13 protein-coding genes and 5 pseudogenes are annotated in these 20407 nt (G+C 39.3%); 13 read left to right on the plus strand and 5 right to left on the minus strand.

Annotated features, from left to right (window positions below; translation table 11 throughout):
* The first annotated feature begins 298 nt into the window (after positions 1 to 298).
* On the plus strand, positions 299 to 1222 hold the full coding sequence (locus FTV32_RS14245) for a LysR substrate-binding domain-containing protein (protein ID WP_180029002.1): 924 nt from the start codon (positions 299 to 301) through the stop codon (positions 1220 to 1222).
* 49 nt (positions 1223 to 1271) lie between these two features.
* Here FTV32_RS14245 and FTV32_RS14250 read toward each other — a convergent pair whose 3' ends face one another.
* Positions 1272 to 2957 carry a BCCT family transporter gene (locus tag FTV32_RS14250; protein WP_180029003.1) on the minus strand — a complete coding sequence of 562 codons (1686 nt, stop codon included), beginning with the start codon at positions 2955 to 2957 and terminating at the stop codon, positions 1272 to 1274.
* Between the two features lie 326 nt (positions 2958 to 3283).
* Between FTV32_RS14250 and FTV32_RS14255 the strand changes: the two genes are divergently transcribed.
* The 8 genes and pseudogenes from FTV32_RS14255 (at position 3284) to FTV32_RS14285 (ending at position 11042) form a co-directional block, all read left to right on the plus strand.
* The gene (locus FTV32_RS14255) at positions 3284 to 4477 is read left to right on the plus strand and encodes an aromatic ring-hydroxylating dioxygenase subunit alpha (protein WP_104500093.1); all 1194 of its coding nucleotides are present in this window, start codon (positions 3284 to 3286) and stop codon (positions 4475 to 4477) included.
* Complete coding sequence (locus FTV32_RS14260; RefSeq protein ID WP_180029004.1) at positions 4477 to 5907, plus strand: aldehyde dehydrogenase family protein; 1431 nt, start codon at positions 4477 to 4479, stop codon at positions 5905 to 5907. Before FTV32_RS14255 ends, FTV32_RS14260 begins: the two co-directional genes overlap by 1 nt.
* A gap of 24 nt (positions 5908 to 5931) precedes the next feature.
* Positions 5932 to 6093, plus strand: a pseudogene (locus FTV32_RS17545) (rubredoxin); the annotation flags it as partial.
* The gene (locus tag FTV32_RS14265; protein WP_257227641.1) at positions 6082 to 7278 is read left to right on the plus strand and encodes an NAD(P)/FAD-dependent oxidoreductase; all 1197 of its coding nucleotides are present in this window, start codon (positions 6082 to 6084) and stop codon (positions 7276 to 7278) included. The pseudogene FTV32_RS17545 and the gene FTV32_RS14265, both read left to right, overlap by 12 nt.
* Positions 7279 to 7289: 11 nt before the next feature.
* Positions 7290 to 8606, plus strand: coding sequence for an FAD-binding oxidoreductase (locus tag FTV32_RS14270; RefSeq protein WP_180029006.1), 1317 nt, complete (start codon positions 7290 to 7292; stop codon positions 8604 to 8606).
* Positions 8607 to 8621: 15 nt separating this feature from the next.
* Positions 8622 to 8972, plus strand: coding sequence for a cupin domain-containing protein (locus FTV32_RS14275; RefSeq protein WP_153566796.1), 351 nt, complete (start codon positions 8622 to 8624; stop codon positions 8970 to 8972).
* A gap of 178 nt (positions 8973 to 9150) precedes the next feature.
* The gene (locus FTV32_RS14280; protein ID WP_180029007.1) at positions 9151 to 10323 is read left to right on the plus strand and encodes a hypothetical protein; all 1173 of its coding nucleotides are present in this window, start codon (positions 9151 to 9153) and stop codon (positions 10321 to 10323) included.
* A gap of 104 nt (positions 10324 to 10427) precedes the next feature.
* Positions 10428 to 11042: a MarC family protein gene (locus FTV32_RS14285; RefSeq protein ID WP_180029008.1), complete on the plus strand. Its 615-nt coding sequence runs from the start codon at positions 10428 to 10430 to the stop codon at positions 11040 to 11042.
* A 45-nt stretch (positions 11043 to 11087) separates the two neighbouring features.
* Here the strand turns inward: FTV32_RS14285 and FTV32_RS14290 are convergent, their stop codons facing one another.
* Complete coding sequence (locus tag FTV32_RS14290) at positions 11088 to 11288, minus strand: type II toxin-antitoxin system Phd/YefM family antitoxin (RefSeq protein WP_104500094.1); 201 nt, start codon at positions 11286 to 11288, stop codon at positions 11088 to 11090.
* A 251-nt stretch (positions 11289 to 11539) separates the two neighbouring features.
* Between FTV32_RS14290 and FTV32_RS14295 the strand changes: the two are divergent.
* Positions 11540 to 12462: pseudogene (locus FTV32_RS14295) on the plus strand (IS5 family transposase); the annotation flags it as partial.
* 90 nt (positions 12463 to 12552) lie between these two features.
* On the opposite strand, the gene FTV32_RS14300 reads toward FTV32_RS14295, so the two are convergent.
* Together FTV32_RS14300 and FTV32_RS14305 are read right to left on the minus strand one after the other, a co-directional pair.
* On the minus strand, positions 12553 to 13284 hold the full coding sequence (locus tag FTV32_RS14300) for a Fic family protein (protein WP_180029009.1): 732 nt from the start codon (positions 13282 to 13284) through the stop codon (positions 12553 to 12555).
* A gap of 371 nt (positions 13285 to 13655) precedes the next feature.
* Positions 13656 to 14407: pseudogene (locus tag FTV32_RS14305) on the minus strand (tyrosine-type recombinase/integrase); the annotation flags it as partial.
* 420 nt (positions 14408 to 14827) lie between these two features.
* Here FTV32_RS14305 and FTV32_RS14310 point away from each other — a divergent pair.
* The 3 genes and pseudogenes from FTV32_RS14310 to FTV32_RS14320 all read left to right on the plus strand — a co-directional run.
* Positions 14828 to 15109: pseudogene (locus tag FTV32_RS14310) on the plus strand (transposase); the annotation flags it as partial.
* Between the two features lie 444 nt (positions 15110 to 15553).
* Positions 15554 to 17488 (plus strand): TonB-dependent siderophore receptor, encoded by a 1935-nt coding sequence (locus FTV32_RS14315; RefSeq protein ID WP_180029010.1) that lies wholly within the window; start codon positions 15554 to 15556, stop codon positions 17486 to 17488.
* The gene (locus tag FTV32_RS14320; protein WP_180029011.1) at positions 17488 to 20286 is read left to right on the plus strand and encodes a cobaltochelatase subunit CobN; all 2799 of its coding nucleotides are present in this window, start codon (positions 17488 to 17490) and stop codon (positions 20284 to 20286) included. Before FTV32_RS14315 ends, FTV32_RS14320 begins: the two co-directional genes overlap by 1 nt.
* 13 nt (positions 20287 to 20299) lie before the next feature.
* Here the strand turns inward: FTV32_RS14320 and FTV32_RS14325 are convergent.
* Positions 20300 to 20407, minus strand: a pseudogene (locus FTV32_RS14325) (IS701 family transposase); the annotation flags it as partial.

Consider the following 20407-nt stretch of genomic DNA (forward strand, 5'->3'; position numbering starts at 1 on the left):
TTTGATGCCATTTCTCTTTATATTGTTACTTAGACAGGTAGGACATTTGATTTGTAGCGTTATTTTCATACCTCTATTTTATCAAAAGCCATATTGTTTTTTTCAGCATACTTTTTGAAACACCACCAGTAATTGTAAAGCATGCATAACTGGTTCTCATGAACTCAATAGTTTTTATAATTTTTCTTGCTGGTATAATTATGAGATTCTATCAAAGTTTTATCCGAATAATTTAGTATAAATTATTGGTTTGAAAGCTTAATTAATGGATTAGTTTTAGGGCAAATTAGGAGTGTCCATGAAGTTGAAGCCACTTCCTCCGATGAATAGTCTCATCGTTTTCGAGGCCGCTGCTCGTCATTTAAGTTTTACAAAAGCTGCAAATGAACTCAATGTAACGCAAGGTGCGATTAGCCGTCAGATTCGACAGCTAGAGGAATATTTAGGGAAAGAATTATTTATACGTGCAAATCGTAATATCTTACTGAGTCCAACTGGTGCGCAGTATTATCAAACGATCTATTCCTCTTTATTACATATTACGCAAGCGACAGCTGAAATTAAGAAATGGCAAGGGGATCATCAGGTTACAGTCGCTACCACAAATGCTATGGCCTCTTTATGGTTGTTACCAAAAGTTGCAGGGTTTCAGCGAAGTGAAGAAATTGATTTACGTATTCTGACCACTGAAAACTTTCAAGATTTATATAAAATGGATTTTGATATTGCCTTGTTTTATTGCAAAGCCCCGCCCGTGGGAATGCAAACAACGATGCTTTTTCCTGAAGAAGTTTTTCCAGTTTGTAGCCCTGGCTACTTGGAACAATTTAAAGATAGCCAAAATCAAATACAGATATTTGAAAAGACTTTACTGTATTTAGATGAATCACAAAAAGATTGGATTAACTGGAACGAGTGGTTTACTGCTGTAAATTTACCAATTGTTAAGCCTAAAAATAGGATTAATATTAATAATTATCCCATGCTATTACAGGCAGCTATCAATGGGCATGGCCTTGCTTTGGCTTGGGGATCATTGGTCGATGATTATTTAAAATCAGGTGCTTTAGTCCGGCCTGTGGATACAGTTTTACGAACACATGCAAGTTTTTGTATGTTAGAGCCGCTTGACCGCGGTTTTATTCCTTCGAGTGTGAAACATTTTCGAATGTGGTTACTTGAGCAATTACCAGGAAAAGTTGGACAGAAAGGTCTAAATTAATGCAAACAAGAATAGGGATCAAAGATCCCTGTTCTTGTTTCTAGTCTTATTATTTTTCTGAGACGATTTTTCCAATCATTGGTGTACTTTCTTTAGATTTTACTGAAACTTCGTGCTCACTAAAATCTGGACGTACATGCTCTGGAATCATTGCCCAAGCTTGAGGTTCTCTACGCAAACTTTTGAATAGGGTAACGCTCATGATTGCTAAAAAGATAGAGATCGGAAAACCTGCAATGATCGAGGCGGATTGAATTGCTTTTAAACCACCTGCGTAGAGTAAAACACCAGCAATGATGGCAATTAAGGTGCCCCAAACAATTCTAATTCGAATCGGCGTTTCTGTTGCTCCTTCAGCATCCATATAGCATAAGACATGCGTTCCACAATCAGTAGAGGTGATGAGGAATGTTGCTAATAATAAGCATGCAATTATACTGAGCGCTTGGCCGAGTGTCCCACTGTCAAGGCTATTGAACATGGTAAAGAGAGCTTGCGTGTTGTCCTCTTGAGTTGCTTTTACAATGGGCCCTCCCTTAAATGCTTCTGGGGCTGACTTGCCTTCTTTGACTAATGTTGCAACTTCCTTTTCATATGCATGGCGTGCATTTTGTTCAACTTTAAGAGCAGAACCCCCAACAATTGACATCCAGATTGCTGTAACTAAAGTTGGCACAAGTAGAGCACCTGCAATTAGTTCTCGAATTGTACGTCCACGAGAAATACGTGCGATAAACATTCCTACAAATGGCCCCCATGTCATCCACCATGGCCAATAAAATGCAGTCCACCAATTTTGCCAACCTGAGTCTTTTTGAGTATCACTCCATAGACTCATGCTAATGATGTTTTGTGCATAATTTCCTGTAGATTCAAGTAATGTATTTAATAGGTAGCGCGTAGGGCCAATGCTAAGCAGAATAACAATTAAAAGGATGGCCAAGATCATATTCAGTTCTGATAATCTTTGCATACCACGATTAATTCCCATAATGACAGAAATAGTCGCAATTCCGCATAAGACGGCTAACATCAGAAATTGCAGACTTAAGCTATTGGGGAGACTAAAGACTTGATTTAGGCCAGAATTGATTTGTAACACACTCATACTAAGTGATTGTGCTACACCAAAAGCAGTGATTGCGATTGTAAGAATATCGACAGTATGCCCAATAGGGCCGTAAATTCGGTCACCAATAAGTGGGTAAAGAATGGAACGTAAACTGAATGGCAGCCCTTTTCTATAAGAAAAATATGCCAGTGCTAATGCCGTCATACAGAATATTGCCCACGGGTGTAATCCCCAGTGGAAAAAGGTGAGCTGCATAGCCATGCTAGCAGACTCATCGCTGAAACTTGGTGTAAATGGGTTGCTCGCATAGTGCCACATAGGTTCTGCAGCAGACCAAAAAACTAATCCAACACCCATACCACCAGAGAAGAGCATTGAAATCCATCCAACAAAGCTAAACTCTGGTTTTTCATCATCTTTTCCAAGTCGGATAAGGCCAAAGCGACTGATCATTAGATAAAATAAGAAGCCGAGAATTAATGTTAATAACCCTAAATAAAACCATTTGGCATTCTGCAATAGAATGCTAGAAATCATCTCAAAAGTTTTTCCTGCTTGCTCGGCTTGTAGTACACAAAATAAGACAAAAGAAATAACGAGAACTTTGGAAATGATGGTAACGGTCGGATTGAGTCCCTTAAAGACCCCAGATGTAGCACGCATAACTCCTCCTTGGATGCGGCACGGCAGTTAACTACCTGTTAACTGATCATGTGAGTTTTAAAAGCTTAGTGATTCACATGGAATTGGCTCAACTGATTTATTCTCATCCTTGAGTGAGTTTTAGTCATAGATGCCTTAGAGCAAGTATAAGCCAAACTTATTCCATTTTAGATGCATGATAAAAACTCATGTATGCCTAGCTAAAAAGTCGTTTGTTAGTTTGCTCGATGTTTTACACAATCTTCAATATCAAAAAGCACCAGATGCTCATAGTTGAATGGTCTCGCAGGGAGAGCTGCGTTTGGAAACGAAATGGAGATTATCGAATGAACAGCCAAGTTAGCCAAAAACTGATATCAATTGCACAGATCGACAATATTTTAAATCCGATTACTGAATCAAGTGGTATGCCAAATGAAGCATATCTTAGCCAAGAATATTTCCAATTTGAACGTGATCATGTTCTCGCTAAAACGTGGGTTTGTGTTGGATTTGCTTCAGATTTGCCGAAAAATGCTTATGTAAAACCTATAGATTTTATGGGGATGCCATTAGTAATTATGCGTAACCGCGAAGGCGAAATTCAAGTGTTCCATAACGTGTGTAGCCACCGCGGTATGCAATTAGTACACGAAGAAGGCAGTATCCAAGGAGTTATTCGCTGTCCATACCACTCTTGGAGTTATGACTTAAATGGGAACCTAAAAGGTACGCCACATATTGGGGGGATTGGTCAGCATAAAGATGAACGTTTTAAATGCGAAAAACATGGTTTAAAAGCACTTCGTTCAGCGATTTGGATGGATCTTGTTTTTATCAATATTTCGGGTGATGCAACTTCATTTGAAGAACACATTGCGCCTTTAACTAAACGTTGGGAAGCCTTTTTAGGAAGCAATGATCTTGATTTAATTCGCGTGGCAAAAACAGGTTCTGTATTTGAGCTTCCTGTGAAGAGTAACTGGAAATTAACTGTTGAAAACTATTGCGAAGCCTATCACTTGCCATGGGTACACCCTGAATTAAATACCTACTCAAAACTTGAAGATCACTACAACATTATGTTTGAAGATCGTTTCTCGGGTCAGGGGAGTTATAAATACAACCTATCTGCAACAGCTGGTACGCATTTACCAAAATTTCCAAGCTGGCCAGAAGATCAACTACGTCATGCTGAATATGTGGCGGTATTTCCGAATGTCTTGTTAGGTATTCAAGCGGACCACGCATTTGCCATGATGATTGATCCTATCGCACCTGAAAAAACAATTGAAAAATTACGCTTGTATTACGTGGGCGATGAAGCACTTAGCTCGGAATATGACGCATGTCGTGAAGCGACTTTGCAATCTTGGAAAGTTGTATTTGCGGAAGATGTATTTGCAGTAGAGAACATGCAAAAAGGGCGTCATTCTCCAGGTTTTACTGGTGGTGTTTTCTCGCCTGAAATGGATTTACCAACATATTTTTTCCAACAATGGTTGGCTAATCAAACTAAAGCGGCTTTAGAGGGTAAATAATGAAACATTACCTCAACTATGTTGATGGTCAATGGCGGGATTCTTCCCGCCAATTGGTGATCATGAACCCTGGTACTGCAGCGCCTTATGCAACGATTGCACAAGCAACAACTGATGATGCTGATTTGGCAATGGCTGCTGCTCGTCGTTGTGTCGAAAGTGGGGCACTAACAGATGTACGTCCTGCACAGCGTACGACGTGGATGCTGAAAGCAGCAGAAGCAATTCGTGAAACTACTGACGAAGCAGCAATGGTGCTTTGTTTAGAAAATGGTAAAAATTTTGAAACTGCGCGTGAAGAGTTTGTAGAGGCTGCACGTTATTTCGAATACTACGCAGGTATGGCAGACAAAATCGAAGGAATCTCTGTGCCGCTTGGTAAAGACTATGTTGATTTTACGCAATACGTACCAATGGGTGTTTCTGTTCAAATCGTACCTTGGAACTTTCCAGTATCGATCTGTGCACGTTCACTTGCTCCAGCATTAGCTGCGGGTAATGCAGTAGTAATCAAGTCTCCTGAAATTTCCCCCCTTGCGATGACCTTGTTAATTGATGCAATTGAAAAAGCAGGCTTCCCACAAGGTGCGGTGAACTTACTTTGCGGTAAAGGCTCTGAAGTTGGTAACCATTTGGTTGAACACAAAGATACGAATCAAATCGTATTCACTGGTTCAGTACCAACGGGTCAGCGCATTTTAAAAGCTGCTTCACAACGGGCAACGCCTTCTGTCATGGAGCTTGGCGGTAAGTCTGCCGCAATAGCTTTGGCTGATGTGGACTTAGAAAATCTGATCCGTAGCGTTAAAGTTGGTATTTTCTATAACGCCGGTCAAGTGTGTTCTGCCATGTCGCGCTTATTGGTACATCGCAGTCGTTTTGAAGAAGTGAAACAAGCTGTGGTAGCAATGGCGCAAAGCTTAAACATTGGTTTAGGTGAAATGCATGCGGAATTAACGCCAGTTGTTTCTCTCGATCAGCAACAACGTATTCTGGCTATGGTAGAACAGGCTCGTCAAGAAGGTGCAACTGTACTAACTGGTGGTAAAGCACCAGAACTCGCAGGTTACTTTGTAGAGCCAACCATTATTCAAGCAACTCCAAGTATGAGTATTGCTCAAGAAGAAGTGTTTGGTCCTGTACTGGTCATCATGCCATTTGATGATGAAGACCAAGCGGTTGAAATTGCAAATGGTACTGACTTTGGTTTGGTTGCGGGCATATTTGGTGCTGGCATCAATCAAACATTGCGTATCGCGAATCGCTTACGTGCTGGGCAAGTCTTCATTAATGAATGGTTTGCTGGTGGTATTGAAACACCATTTGGCGGTGTCGGGCTTTCTGGCTTTGGTCGTGAAAAAGGTCAGGAAGCGATCTACAGTTATGTGCAAACACGAAACATCGCAATTCGTTTGTCACATCACGCGTAGTCATCAGGGAAGGAATGAGACAAGATGAAAAAGTGGTTATGTATTGTCTGTGGATGGATCTACGACGAAGCAAAAGGCTGGCCTGCTGATGGTATTGCTCCAGGCACAAAGTGGGAAGATGTGCCTGAAAACTGGTTATGCCCAGATTGTTTGGTTACTAAAGCTGACTTTGAAATGATTGAAATCACAGATGATGTGATAGAAGCACCTCAAGTTCAAGAAACAATTGAACCTGTGGTGATCATTGGTAGTGGCCATGCGGGTTATCAACTCGCTTCGGCATTACGTGCTCAGTCTGCAGATCTGCAAATCACTTTATTCACTCTTGATGATGGCGCGATTTACAGTAAACCCGCCTTATCTAATGCTTTGGCATTAGGTAAGGACGGTCACTCGCTTGTACGCGAGACTGCATTAAGCTGGGAAAAGCGTTTAAACATCCGTGTGTATGCCCATACTCGTGTTGAACGTATTGACCGTGCAAACAAGAAATTAATTACTTCAATTGGTGAATATCCATTTGGTCGCTTAGTTCTTGCGACAGGTGCTTCTCCGATTGAGATCCTTATACAAGGCGATACCAGTGCAGTCGTGAGTGTAAACGACTTGGCGGATTATCGTCGCTTCCGTTCTATGTTAGAAGGCAAGCAGCATGTCACGCTATTGGGTGATGGCTTAATTGGTTGTGAATTTGCCAATGATTTAGCAGCACAGGGCATTAAAGTGACTGTTGTTGGATTAGGGCAATGGCCAATGTGTCGTCTGATTCCACAAGCATTGGGACATGCATTACAAAATGCCTTAACTAAGCTCGGTGTAGATTGGGAACTTGAAAATAGTATCCGTTCGATACAGGCACAAGGCGAGCGTTATCAAGTCACGTTGCAAAATGGTCAGGTCTTAGAAACTGACTTGGTATTAAGCGCAGTAGGTTTGAAACCTAATATTTCATTAGCTCAAGAAGCTGGTTTGGACGTTGGTCGCGGAATTTGTACTGGTTTAGATCATCGTAGTAGTGATGCCTCTATTTTCGCATTAGGTGACTGCGCTGAAGTCAATGGTCAGTGGGCACCATACATCAATCCAATTAACCAAGCTATTCCAGCATTGGTAAACAGCTTATTAGGTAAATCTACCGATGCAACATTAAAGAACACCCCTGTATTGGTGAAAACTCCTGTTCTTCCGCTATCGATCTTATCTCCTGTAGGACAAGGTCAATGGCTTGTGGAACAACATGGAGATGAATGGGCTGCCAGTTATTGTGATGCTGATGGTGTGTTGAAAGGCTTTGCTCTACTCGGGAGTCAATTACAGCAGCAGCGTAGTGAATGGCTTGAAAAGCTGAATAAGAGCAGTGCGACAGCATAAGGATATAGAACATGATTGCTTTACCCCATGATGATAAAAGTTGCGGTTGGTATGCTGCATTACCTGCTGCACAACCAGCAATAGGCTTAACAGGCGTTCAAATTGCGGATTACGCTATTATTGGTGCTGGTTTCGCGGGATTGGCTGCAGCGCGTAGACTTGCTGAACTCAAACCGAATGCCCGTATTATTTTGGTCGATGCACAGCGTGTAGCAGAAGGTGCATCAGGTCGAAATTCTGGTTTTGTTATTGATTTACCGCATAAATTCTCACTAGAACATCCAGATCCTGAATTAAAGCAAAAGTTACTCAAGCTTAACCGTGCTGCAATTGCACAGTTAGAGGGGTTGGTTAAAAAGCACAGTATTGATTGCCAATGGTCGCTAGCTGGTAAATATCAAGGTGCAGTCGGTGAGCGTGGTGAAGCGCATCTGGCTCACTTCGCAAAATTGATGGCAGACCTTGGCGAACCATTCCGTTATGTAGAAAAAGATGAGTTATCGAAGGTTCTAGGTACGAATTATTACAGCCGTGCAATTTTCACAGGTGGATCATATCTGATGCAACCTGCAGCTCTTGTACGTGGTATGGGGGATCATCTTCCTGAAAATGTAAAGTTATTGGAACAATCTCCAATTCGTCGTTTGGAAAAAGTCGGTGATCAATGGGTTTTACATGGTGATAACGGTTCAATTAAAGCACCTAAGTTGCTTTTGGGAACCAGTATCTTCACTCAAGAATTTGGTTATTTAAGAAACCGCCTATTGCCTGTAATGACTTTTGCAAGCTGGACGCGCCCATTAACGGATGACGAGATGAAGCGTTACTACGGTGAATTGGATTGGGGCTTAACCCCAGCAGACCACGCGGGTACAACCCTTCGTATGACTGCTGACCGTCGTATCTTGATTCGTAATACCTATAAGCATGTACCTAAATACGGTGCAAGTGTGAGCGAAGAACAGCGTCAAAAAATCCGTGCAGACCACCGCAAAGCTTTTGTTGATCGTTATCCAGATCTGGCGGATGTTCCATTTACGGAAACATGGGGGGGAGTCTATGCCATTTCACGTAACTTCACTAACTTCTTTGGTGAGTTGGAAGATGGCGTGTATGCCAGTGCATGTGACAACGGTGTAGGCGCAGCATGGGGCACTATTTCGGGGACTTTACTTGCCGAATTGGCTGTCGGAGTTGATTCCGAACAACTTAAAGATATTCAGTATGTCACAGGAATGCCAAGTTTGAATCCGCCAGAACCATTTTTAGGGATGGGGGTGAAATTCCGTATTGCGTTGGCGAAATGGCAAAGCCGTAGCGAATTGTAAGAGAGGGAGTGGAAGATGAGTGAAGTCCGTTTAGTTGACAGTCAGTCACTGAATTTTAATGTCCGTGGTGACACACCTGGTATGGCTTATGTTGCACGCGCGTTAGGCGCTGATGTATCTCCAAATATGGGTATTGGTTTTGCTCGTTGGGAAGGTGCAGAGGTCGCATGGAAGGTACTGTATGACGAAGTCATTTTCGTCATTGAGGGTTGTTTTGAGTTGACTGCAAATGGTCAGAAATATGAAGTCCGTCCTGGGCAAATGCTGTGGATTCCAGAAGGTACTGAACTGGTCTATGGCGGACATGCTCTGTTTGGCTATGTGGTACATCCCGGAAATTGGAAAGAAATACACGGGATTGCTTAAGGCTGAATCATAGCATTCAACATGCCAATATTGCGTAAACGTTTAGTCTCACGAAGATGCTAAACGTGGTTATGCATGAATGCTAAAAAATTGATGTGAACAGATATCTACACATCAAGGTAATACAAAAATACGGATATGTTGTTTTAATTTCATTACACAAAGGATATGTCAGTAAATGAATCATTTATATCGTAAAGCAACTGTTGGGTTATTTGCGCTAGGTGTAACACTTCCTACTTTTGCAGGTGTCACATTTGGTGATACGAAGAGTGAACTCGGCGCTTTAACGGTGTCAGGAGCAGTCCGTGCTAATTATCAAGACAAGCATTATGGGGGGGCTGCATCGGATCAGAAAGTTCAGTTTGATGCTGGAATTTTAAAAATTGACTATCAATCTTCAAAGTTTTTTGGACAAGTGCAATATCGTTGTTATCAATACGAACGTTTATGTGATTTCTCAACTTTAGTCGATGGTTATATGGGGTATAAAATTAACCCGACCGATCGTATTACTTTAGGTGTGCAACCGATTCCATTTGGCTCAGGTCAATATTGGGACAGTAGTTTTTATGCCAGTATTAACAACACAATTGGTCTACAGGATGCACATAACTTAGGTGTGAATTACCATTTTGAATTGGATTCTGCAACACAGTTTGATCTCGCTTACTTTGCAACCGATGGTGGTAATTATCATGGTACCAGCCGTGATGCAGCCAGATATACCGCCAATTTAGTTAAATCGTCCGATCCCAATAAAACAGAGCTGCAAGAAAAAAATATGTGGATGGCGCGAGTAAAACAAGAGTTTAACCCGCAAAGTCTACCAGATCTTAAAATGTCAGTAGGTGGAAGCTACTGGTATTCGGATATTGAGAATAACCACACTTCAGCTCAGGGTTCACGAGATGCTTGGGCACTCTTTAATACTTTGAGCTATAAAAATTTTGCGCTTTCCATTACTGGTGGTGAGATGTCACTCGACAATAAGGATAGCACAAACCCAAATCAGTCAACATTCGGTTCGTTTGATACGGAATATGATATTGCCAATGATGGTTATTTCTATACCGTGGATATGAACTATACCTTTACGAATGTGCGGGATATGGTCAATATCACACCTTATTTTGTCTATAGTGGTTTTAATAAGAAACAGCATGGTTTTGCTGATTCTGAACGACATATTGCAGGTGTTGCATGGAATCACAAAAATGTTTCTTTATATACAGAATATGTGATGAGTAAAAATGACCCATTTGTTGGCGGCACCTCAAGTTCATTGGCGCAAGGGGATGATGGTAAAATGAATAAACTTTTAAATCTTATGTTTATTTATAGTTTCTAACCATATGCGCTTTATTTTTCGTTCTTACCATAGAGTATAGATCGCATTAAGCTCCTGATTAGGAGCTTTTTGCGTGTTGAATTACAAACAATGGATAATTCAAGATGCTGTCCACATATATTAATTCATTTGCATTATTTTTTTCCCTATTGAATCCATTTCTAATGAGTATTTATATGATTGGGTTGATTCGGCACACTGAAACGAATGTGTTTAATAAAGGTTTGATTCAAGGTGCATTAATCGCCTATGTGGTTTTTTTATTATTTGCTTGGGGTGGGGAAGCGATATTTAGTAAGTATTTAAATGTTAGATTTGAATCGTTTCAAATTTTTGGAGGATTAATTTTTCTTGTTATTGGATACCGCTATGTATTTCAAGGTGCGGATACTATTGGCGAAATGCGTGGTGCACCAGAGCATTTAGCAGGCACCATTGCAATGCCGTTCATGATTGGACCAGGCACGATCAGTGCTGCGGTAGTTACAGGAATGAGCATGTCTATAGGTGAAGCAGCTTTAGTGATTGGGCTAACTTTATTTTTAAGTTGCAGTATATTGATTTTGATGAAATTTTCTCATGATCATTTACGTTATAAACATGCTAAATATATTGATCGCTATTTTGATATAGTGGGGCGTTTATCAGCTTTGCTAATTGGGACAATTGCAGTGGATATGATTGTTACAGGAGTGGTGCGTTTGATCGATAAAATGTAAGACTTCAAAATATCCTTTAGATTAAAACATGCCACTCATTTGTTATTACGGAAGATCTGTCGTGTGAGATTGAGCGCTGAATTTTTTGTCAAATTCAGCTTTTTTATACATTTCATAGGATGCTTTACTAATAATTACAGCGGGTTCTCGTCCACGACGAGTAATTTCAACAGGTTGGCCAGCGAGTGCTTGATCCATTAACGTAGAAAGTTGCGCGCGCGCATTTGAATAATTCCAACTTTTTATCATGATATTCCTTCATAAAATTTGGCTCAATATATGTCATAGGTTATGAGGCTTTCAAACGATTTATTCTCAATGCAGAATGATGTTTGGGAATGGACAATTAGTTTTTTCAACAACTGAATTGAGGGTTGTTCGGTCTATTAATTTTATTGAACAAATCGTCCTCTAAAGTTTTATTTAGCAATATAATTCTCAAAGGCTTTGTTGCACAAACCTATCTGTAAAGGCTTTTTCAGCGATATAATTTTCAAATGAAGAAGCCTACACACAAAATCTACCGCACAACCAATTGGCCCGCATATAACCGAGCACTCATGAGTCGCGGAAATATTGCCATTTGGTTTGATCCTGCTACGCAATGGTATGCGCCATCAAAAGGCAAACAAGGGCGAAATCAAACCTACTCCGACGCAACTATCCAATGCTGCTTAATGATTAAATCTCTATTCCGTCTGTCTTTACGTATGGTCACTGGCTTTGTGCAAAGTCTGATTGAACTTTGCGGATTAAATTGGACCGCACCAGATTACAGTACGCTTTGTAGAAGACAAAAGCATATTGATATTGCAATCAGCTACCAAAAAAGTAGCGAGGGGCTGCATCTACTTGTAGACTCTACAGGCATGAAGTTTCTAGGTGAGGGCGAATGGAAACGCAAGAAACATGGAGCTGAATATCGTCGCCAATGGCGTAAACTACATATTGGTATAGATGCCAAAACCCTACAAATACGCGCTATTCAGCTCACAACCAATAATGTCAGTGATTCACAGGTGCTTGGTGATTTACTTAATCAGATTCCACAGGATGAGCAGATTGACTCTGTTTATACCGATGGAGCTTATGACACCAAGCAATGCCGTCAGGTCATTGCAGATCGGCAAGCACATGCGGTGATTCCACCTAGAAAAAATGCGAAACCATGGAAAGATAGAAAGAGTAGCTCGCTAGAGCGAAATGAATTACTTCGAACAGTTAAACGTTTAGGCAGGACATTATGGAAAAAATGGTCAGGCTATCATCGCCGCAGTTTGGTGGAAACCAAGATGCATTGCATCAAATTATTGGGGATAAACTCGGTTCGAGAAACTTTCGACGCCAAGTCAATGAGATGCATGCACGTGTAGCAGTATTAAATAAATTCACAGAGTTAGGCCGACCTCACAGCCAAGTTGCACTTGAATTTGAGTCGCTTAGGGGATTTCTATGTGTTAAATCTTTGTGCAATAAAGCCATTTAATGGCTGAATAGCTACAGCACAAGCCTATATCCCTAAAACAACTTGATATGGTTTAAATCCTTCTAGTACAGCTTCGGAAACGAGGTTGATAAATGGTTCAGTTTTTCCATAAGCCATCCACTGATCCAGATCTTCATAGTAAGCCAATCGATTTTCAACTGTAATCACACAAGGCGGATAGCCAGCTTTTAATAATTCAAGATTCATCAAAAGACGTGATGTGCGTCCATTGCCATCAATGAACGGATGAATACCCACAAAATCAGCATGTACTTTGGCCGCACGTTCAATTGGATGAAGCTTATGTGCTTCTGATTTGTACCAATCAACTAGCTGAGCCATCTTATCATTCAACAGTGTATAGTCGGGTGGGGTAGTCGTAGCACCTGAAATCAATACGTTTTGCTGGCGATAGCGTCCTGCATTATCATCATCAATATTTTTTAGAATGAGTTGATGGATATTACGAATTTGCCATTCAGAAAAAGGCTCTTCTTTTCTAATAATATCTTCAACGTAATAAATGGCATTTCTATGGTTAATTGCCTCGAAGTGTTCTCTTAACGCCTTCCCACCGACAGTTATACCTTCTAATACGACTTTAGTTTCTAAAAGAGTAAGCGTATTTCCTTCAATAGCATTGGAATGATAAGTCCATCGTACAATAAGGTCTTCTTGTAAATTTTTTACTATTGCCGGTGATAGGGGACGATGCTGATCTAATTTTTTCTTTAAAGCATCAATATTTTCAAACATAACCTTATCCCTGAAATTGTACTATTGAATGATACATGAAAAAAATAAATATAAAAAAGTAATGTTATAACATAATATTTTCATTGGGTTATAAGGATGTTAAAATCAGTACACTATTTCAAATCCTGAATTAGTATTTGAACAAGATTTATAAGTGATTCAATTCACTAAATCTGACGTGGGTCAAAATTGGGTCAATGAATTTTTTTATTCAATAAAATGTCTTTAAAATGAGTGAGTTGGGTTTTGAGTTCAATTGACGCCATCTCCACCAAAATTCTTGTAATAAAAAAGCCACTTATTTTAAGTGGCTTTTTTATTGCTACATATTTGCCACATTTTCACTCCAGGTGATTTTGATTTCAAAGTTTTTAAGCTGCACTTGCCACGCTAAGTTTCGTAATTTCTTGCCAGTTCTATATTCATGCAACCATTTGAAATAGCGTTTGATCAGCATGTGTAAGCTATGCCCAAGTTGATCAGAGACAAACATTGGATTTACGACATCCATGAGCAACATCATCACATAAGTATGTCTTGCATTGTATGCAGGGCGATGACGTATAGAACACGATTTCATTGCTTCTACAAGACGCTCTCTCGGTGGTTTTTCATTAAATAATAGTTCCTTCATCTTGGGACATAGCATTACATAATCTGTTTGGTAGCCTTGATCCTTTTTAAATTGAAGCAAAGCTTTTAAAGCCAAAGTCAAGCGTTCATTCAAATAGACCTCACGAGAAGTATGTGTTTTGGTCACTTTTTTTTCTAAACCACGAACACGGCTTTTGCTAACTTTGAATGTGACATTGAACCAATCGATATCACTTTCTCTGAGCGCAATCATTTCTGAAGGTCTACAGCCTGTCTAAAAAGCAAATTCAAAATACTAGCGACAAAATTTATCCTCATCATGTAAGCTTTTGTCGAGCCAAGCTAGTAAGGCTTCCATCTCCTTACGTGTGAAGGGGGCAGGTATTTCTGCCTGAACCTTACGATTCTTAATTGTATGCATAGGATTTGGAGAAATCAGATTATGCTTAACAGCCAATTTAAATACCCCGCTTAGCGTAGTTGCACAGTTATTAAATGTTTTCGCTGTTTGAAAATCACGATCGATGATAGATGTGTTTCATAAATCACAAAACGATCTATCTCTTGCTGATTATTTGTACCGAAAAATTTAAAAATCCATACATAATTTGCGGACTAAAATCATCAACTGAAAGAAACTTTTTGATACTCATTTCAAGCGATACACAGGCATCTTATAGTCAACCATTGATTTAATGGTTGAACTACTAAAAATGCTTGTGCCTGCTAAAGGTAGACTATTCAAGTTAAGTGAAGAAAATCAGGCTTTACTCCGTCTTAGCTATTGGCGTGTCAGAGCCTACTGCTTCACAAATCTTCCACGATGTAGATGATTGCCTGATCAAGTCCAATCTATTTAATTTACCCGAGAGTCTGTCTGAAGGCTAAGGTATCGACTGGAATGTGGTGATCGTAGATGCCATAGAAACTCCAACACAAAGACCTAAAAAAACAGAAGAAAAGCTATAGTGGCGAGAAGAAGGCACATACATTTAAAGTTCAAGCCATTATCTATTATAGAACACAGCAATTTCTGAGTTTATGCACGAGTCGTAGTGCTGTACATGATTTCGAGCTTTTCAAACGCAACTTGAATCCGATTCCTAAAGGTGCTTTTATTCATGCAGATGAAGGCTATCAAGGAATCTATGCAATGTATCCAAATAGCTCATTGCCTCTAAAAGCAAAGAGATGCTGCAAACTAGATCCCGAGCTAAAAGTTTACAATTGAGAAATCAATAAAGAAGAATTGGGATTGAACATGTATTCGGCAGTTTGAAAGCCTTCAAAGTCCTTGCGGCGCGATATCTTAATCGAGTCAAAAGACTAGGTTTAAGATTCAATTAAATTGTTGGAATCTATAACATGGAACTGCATAAAAATGAATTATGAAAGAACTCTATAATTTTAATAAACTCTTAAAATGTAAATTTAAAAATTCTTAGATTCTTAAATGAAGTGCGACAGAGATTAATTCTTAGTAGAAAAAGGTTTTAGTTTTTTGTCAAATTTGTACTTATCAACTCCAAAAGAGTCTCACATTTATTGGTTATTTGGGGCTCAAAGATTTTCAACTGAATATATTGAAAAATAGAAATTTATAAATTAAAAAATTGCATTATATAATGTTATAACATAACATTATAAGCAATAAAAAATAACCTTAAATATCACTATGCGTATCTTTTTAGGAATGGGTCTCTTTGTAACTCATGTTGTCTTTGCAGAATCAACAGACACAAATCATCATCCAGCACACAGTATGAATACGATTGTGGTCACAGCATCTGCAAAAAAAGAAAATATTCATGAAGCAATGGCGAGTATTGATGTGATTGATGGTAAGCAACTTAATCAACGATTTATAAATGATGTTTCAGATGCTTTGAACGATCGAGTTGGTCTACAAAATGTAGGTATCGGGCTAAATCGGAAAGGGGTTTCGATTCGAGGAATGAACCCGACACACACCTTATATTTAGTCGACGGACAACGAATTAATAGTTCATCCTCAGCCATTGCTCACTCTGATGGTGAATTAAATTGGGTTCCAACCGAAGCGATAGAACAGATTGAAGTGGTTCGAGGACCGATGTCTTCACTCTATGGATCAGAAGCTTTAGGTGGAGTAGTGAATATTATTACTAGAAAACCAATCGAAAAATGGACAGGCTCTGCTTCGATTCAATCGTTATGGAATGAATCTAATTTGGGTGGTGATCAGTATAAAACCAGTGCTTACTTGTCTGGTCCACTCATTGAAAATAAATTAGGTGTCAATTTCTGGGCCGAATTTAGAAAACGTGATGCGCTTGAAGATCCTACCAATTCTCGTTTAAGCAAACACGATGAGCAGAAAAATACCAAAGGGCATCTTGGTCTATTTTGGCAAGCAACAGATCAACAACAGATTGAATTCATAAGTGAGTACGGCCATGAGGATCGACAAGATTTAAGAGGTGGAACACGTAATCAATATTATCAAGTTGATGATGAAATTGAGCGGGCTCGATTCGGGTTAAAACATGAAGGTGAATGGAGTTGGGGTAAAAGTATTGTTAAGCTTTATCAAACACAATTCAAACGAGAAAGTGAGCGCAGTGATGGCGGAGATACGACATCTCCACAAAAATTAACTGATCAAGTGGCTTCGACACAGTTTCAATTTGATTTATCTAATCATCATTTAATACTGGGTAATGAGCTTCGTAAGGAAAAGTTGGAAGATCCAACGGTCAATTTAAAACAAAAAGACAGTATTACCCATTATGGAATTTATCTACAAGATATTTGGCAAATCTCTGATCAATTTAAAGTTGGATTTGGGGCACGTGGCGATGAGCATTCAGATTTTGGATGGGAACTGAGTCCGAAGTTTAATGCGTCTTATCAACTCAGCGATGCATGGACAGTCAAAGCTGGTGTGGGCAAAGGCTATAAAGCGCCAACTTTAAAGCAACTATCTAAAGAGTTTGAGTCTAATGCTGCAATGGGTGGTATGGGTATTATTCGAGGCAATCCTGATCTTAAGCCTGAAACCAATACCGCTTATGAAGTTGGATTACATTTCCATCGAGATAATTTTGAAACCTCATTAGGGTGGTTTAGAAACAATGTCGATGATTTGATAGATACACAGCGTCAGCCAACATGTTCAGTCGCAGGGAAAATTTGCTTAGATTATGTTAATGTGACAAAAGCAGAACTACAAGGTATTGAATGGAGTGGTGCTTATCACATAGAGCCATATTTACATTTAGAAGCCAATTACACTTATTTAGACGCAAAAGATAAAAGTAAAAATATCCCTTTAGCCGATCGTTCAAAGCATCAATTAAATAGTTCAGTCATTTGGCAAGTGAACGACAAACTGCAAACCAAATTACGCCAGCAATATCGCAGTAAACAATTTCAAGCTGTGAATACACCACACAGTCAAGGATATATCTTCTGGCACATGTATGCAGATTATAAAGTGACTCCGAGTTGGACAGTCCAGACAGGAATTGAAAATCTGACAGATAAAAAAATTGGCATGCAACCTGATCAATTACAAACTTTTAGTGATGCAGGACGTCGTTACTTTGTTGGTATGAATGTGAGATTTTAATGATGAAGAAATCTTTCATTCTGCATGCAATAGATCCAACTCATATTCAAAAAAGTTTGGATCTAAACTCCATCCTGCGTATTTTGAGCATCTTCTTATGTGTTTATCTCACATTAAATGTGGCTTTTGCACAAACAGCAGATGCTCAAACTAAGGTATTGGTGTTACATACCGATTTTGTGGCAAATACTAAATTTGAAAAACTTGTGCCAATTGCAGCGAAACAAAATGTGCAATTACAGCATTTACAAGTAAATCAAAATCAAAAAGCTGTTCAGCAATCTATTCAGCAGGCGGATGTGATCATTTTAGATGTTCCGCGACCGCCAGATCGTAAACAGGTTGAAGAGCTTGCACTTGAAAGTTTAAAGGCTCAAGACAAAGCATATATGACCGTTGGTGGTGGAGCACCGCAGTTCCAGAAAATTCCAAAATTATTTGGATTTAAATTATTAGATCTGTATTACAACGGTGGAGAAATTAACTTTTCACATTATTTTGAAGCAGTACATCTTTGGAATACTGAAGGTAAAAAAGCCACATTTAAGACGCAAAAATTACCAGAAATTTCGATTTATCACACCAGTGCACAAGACTATTTTGACAATGTGCAATCCTATTTAGATTGGTATCAACAGAATCTAAAACATCAGAAAAAATCAACTATTCAAGGACAAAATGCCTATTTGGTTTATGTGCTTCATCCAAGCAATATCACCAATTTAACGTCTGAAAAAATTGATCAACTCATAACGCTTACTGAACGAAAAGGTGTTGTTCCTATTGTCTTGCTTTGGAATGAGTCGAAAACCAAAACCAAACTTTCAGATTTTTTTAAAGTTGTACCAATCACCGCAATGGTCAATATGACGCATATTCAAAATGGTCAGGACTTAGTTGCCGAGCTACAAAAAATGAATGTGCCTATGGTTCAAAGTTTGAGTTTTAATGGCAATTTTGAAGAATGGAAAAACTCGAAATCAGGCATACCTCCGCATTTAGCATCTATCTTTTTGAGTCTTCCCGAAACTTGGGGATTTTCTGATCCTCTAGTGCTGTCTTTAAATGAGGGTGGTCGCGAGCAATGGATTGAACCACAGGTCAATATATTACTTGAACGTGTAATTGCCCAATCCAAATTGAAGATTAAACCCAATAAAGAAAAGCAAATTGGGGTGATGTTTTGGAATTATCCTTATGGTCAAAATAATTTATCTGCATCAAATTTAAATATTCCGCTGAGCATCGAAAATATTCAAAAAAGTTTAAAAGAACGTGGATACGACACCGAACTGATCAGCGAAAAACAAATTATTTCAGATGCTCAAACTTTATTATCTGCATATTACCAGCATGAAAAATTAGCTGACCTACAACAGAAAGAAATGCTCAGCTATTTTCCTGTTCAGTATTATCTTGATTGGTTAAAAACCTTGCCTGAACAGCGTCAACACGAATTAAAAGAAAGCGCGGATATTCAAAAATTATCTAAACATTGGGCAGTCGTGAAAAGGGAGGGCGAGTTTTATTTTGCAATTCCAAGTCAGCGTTACGGAAATTTATTACTACTTCCTCAGCCTACTCGTGGTTCTAAAGTAGGTGAGAATTACCACAGTCAAGACGCTGTTCCAGATCCATTATATTTAGCGACTTATCTGTATTTGCAACAAGCAACCGATGCATTGATTCATTTGGGAACACATGGCACACAAGAATGGTTGCCTGGAAAAGACAAAGGCTTAGCAGCGAATGACTATCCTTTATTGACCGCAGGTGCTTTACCGATTTTTTATCCTTATGTTCAGGATAATATCGCAGAAGCCATGCAAGCGAAACGACGTGGTCGTGCAGTTATAGTGAGTCATCAAACTGCGCCTTTAGCACCCTCTGGTTTATATGATGAATTACGAGATATTCACGATTTAATTCACCAATATGCTCAGCTCGATGAGGGTTTAGTCAAGCAGCAAACTCAAGGAAAACTGATCGCTTTAACAGAGCAAAGTGGTGTGCTTAAAGATTTAAACCTGACTCAGGTTCAGGCTCAGAATAATTTCCCTCAATTTTATACTCAGCTTCATGATCATTTGCATCGCCTAGCGCAACAAGCTGTACCCATGGGCTTGCATCGTTTCGGTTTGTCAGCCCAAGATAATCAAAGATTAATGATTGTTTTACAGCAGTTAGACTCAGACTATTTCAAAGCATTAAAGCTGGATAAAAATGAAGTGTTTAATGCCGATGTTGAAACAATTCGTCAATCTCTAGCTTATCGTTATTTGGCGCATTATGTTTTAAATCCGGCTGAATCCACAGGTTTAGGATGGTTTAAATCTAAGGCTTCAAATGTTGAGGTTGATGCAGATATTCAAAAGATAGGGCAAAGTGGAAAACTAAAAGCGTATATCGAAACTGCACAAAAAAATTATGAATATTTGATTGCAGATAGAGAAATGCAAAGTTTGTTGAATGCTTTATCTGGAGGCTATGTTTTACCGGGAACGGGGGGAGACCCGATTCGTCAGCCTGAAAGTGTCAGTGGACGCAATTTATATGCTTTTGAAGCCAATAAAATCCCGACTAAAGCGGCTTATGAAATGGGACAAAAAACCTTTGAGCAGATGATTGCGCAGTACCAACAAAAGCATCCTCAGCAGTACCCTAACAAAGTTGCATTTAGTTTGTGGTCTTCTGAAACGATTCGTCATTTAGGTGTTTCGGAAGGACAAGTTTTGGCAGCGCTTGGTTTAAGACCTGTGTGGGATCAAGCAGGTAAAGTGGTGAGTTTAGACATTTAGGACTTACGCACTATTATTTATAGATTCTCTGTGGTAGCAGATGATTTTTATCGAGAATAAAGTCATCAATGAAGTTTTTGATAACTGGTCTAAATAATTTCTTCTGCCAACGATATACATT

It is taken from the genome of Acinetobacter sp. YH16032, assembly GCF_013417345.1.
Taxonomy (GTDB): Bacteria; Pseudomonadota; Gammaproteobacteria; order Pseudomonadales; family Moraxellaceae; genus Acinetobacter.

What these genes read in the sequence shown, in the direction of transcription:
- FTV32_RS14245 (WP_180029002.1), top strand. Translation starts at nt 299, where the DNA reads ATGAAGTTGAAGCCACTTCCTCCGATGAATAGTCTCATCGTTTTCGAG.
- FTV32_RS14285 (WP_180029008.1), top strand. Translation starts at nt 10,428, where the DNA reads ATGCTGTCCACATATATTAATTCATTTGCATTATTTTTTTCCCTATTG.
- FTV32_RS14275 (WP_153566796.1), top strand. Translation starts at nt 8,622, where the DNA reads ATGAGTGAAGTCCGTTTAGTTGACAGTCAGTCACTGAATTTTAATGTC.
- FTV32_RS14280 (WP_180029007.1), top strand. Translation starts at nt 9,151, where the DNA reads ATGAATCATTTATATCGTAAAGCAACTGTTGGGTTATTTGCGCTAGGT.
- FTV32_RS14315 (WP_180029010.1), top strand. Translation starts at nt 15,554, where the DNA reads ATGCGTATCTTTTTAGGAATGGGTCTCTTTGTAACTCATGTTGTCTTT.
- FTV32_RS14320 (WP_180029011.1), top strand. Translation starts at nt 17,488, where the DNA reads ATGATGAAGAAATCTTTCATTCTGCATGCAATAGATCCAACTCATATT.
- FTV32_RS14265 (WP_257227641.1), top strand. Translation starts at nt 6,082, where the DNA reads ATGATTGAAATCACAGATGATGTGATAGAAGCACCTCAAGTTCAAGAA.
- FTV32_RS14260 (WP_180029004.1), top strand. Translation starts at nt 4,477, where the DNA reads ATGAAACATTACCTCAACTATGTTGATGGTCAATGGCGGGATTCTTCC.
- FTV32_RS14255 (WP_104500093.1), top strand. Translation starts at nt 3,284, where the DNA reads ATGAACAGCCAAGTTAGCCAAAAACTGATATCAATTGCACAGATCGAC.
- FTV32_RS14250 (WP_180029003.1), bottom strand. Translation starts at nt 2,957, where the DNA reads ATGCGTGCTACATCTGGGGTCTTTAAGGGACTCAATCCGACCGTTACC.
- FTV32_RS14300 (WP_180029009.1), bottom strand. Translation starts at nt 13,284, where the DNA reads ATGTTTGAAAATATTGATGCTTTAAAGAAAAAATTAGATCAGCATCGT.
- FTV32_RS14270 (WP_180029006.1), top strand. Translation starts at nt 7,290, where the DNA reads ATGATTGCTTTACCCCATGATGATAAAAGTTGCGGTTGGTATGCTGCA.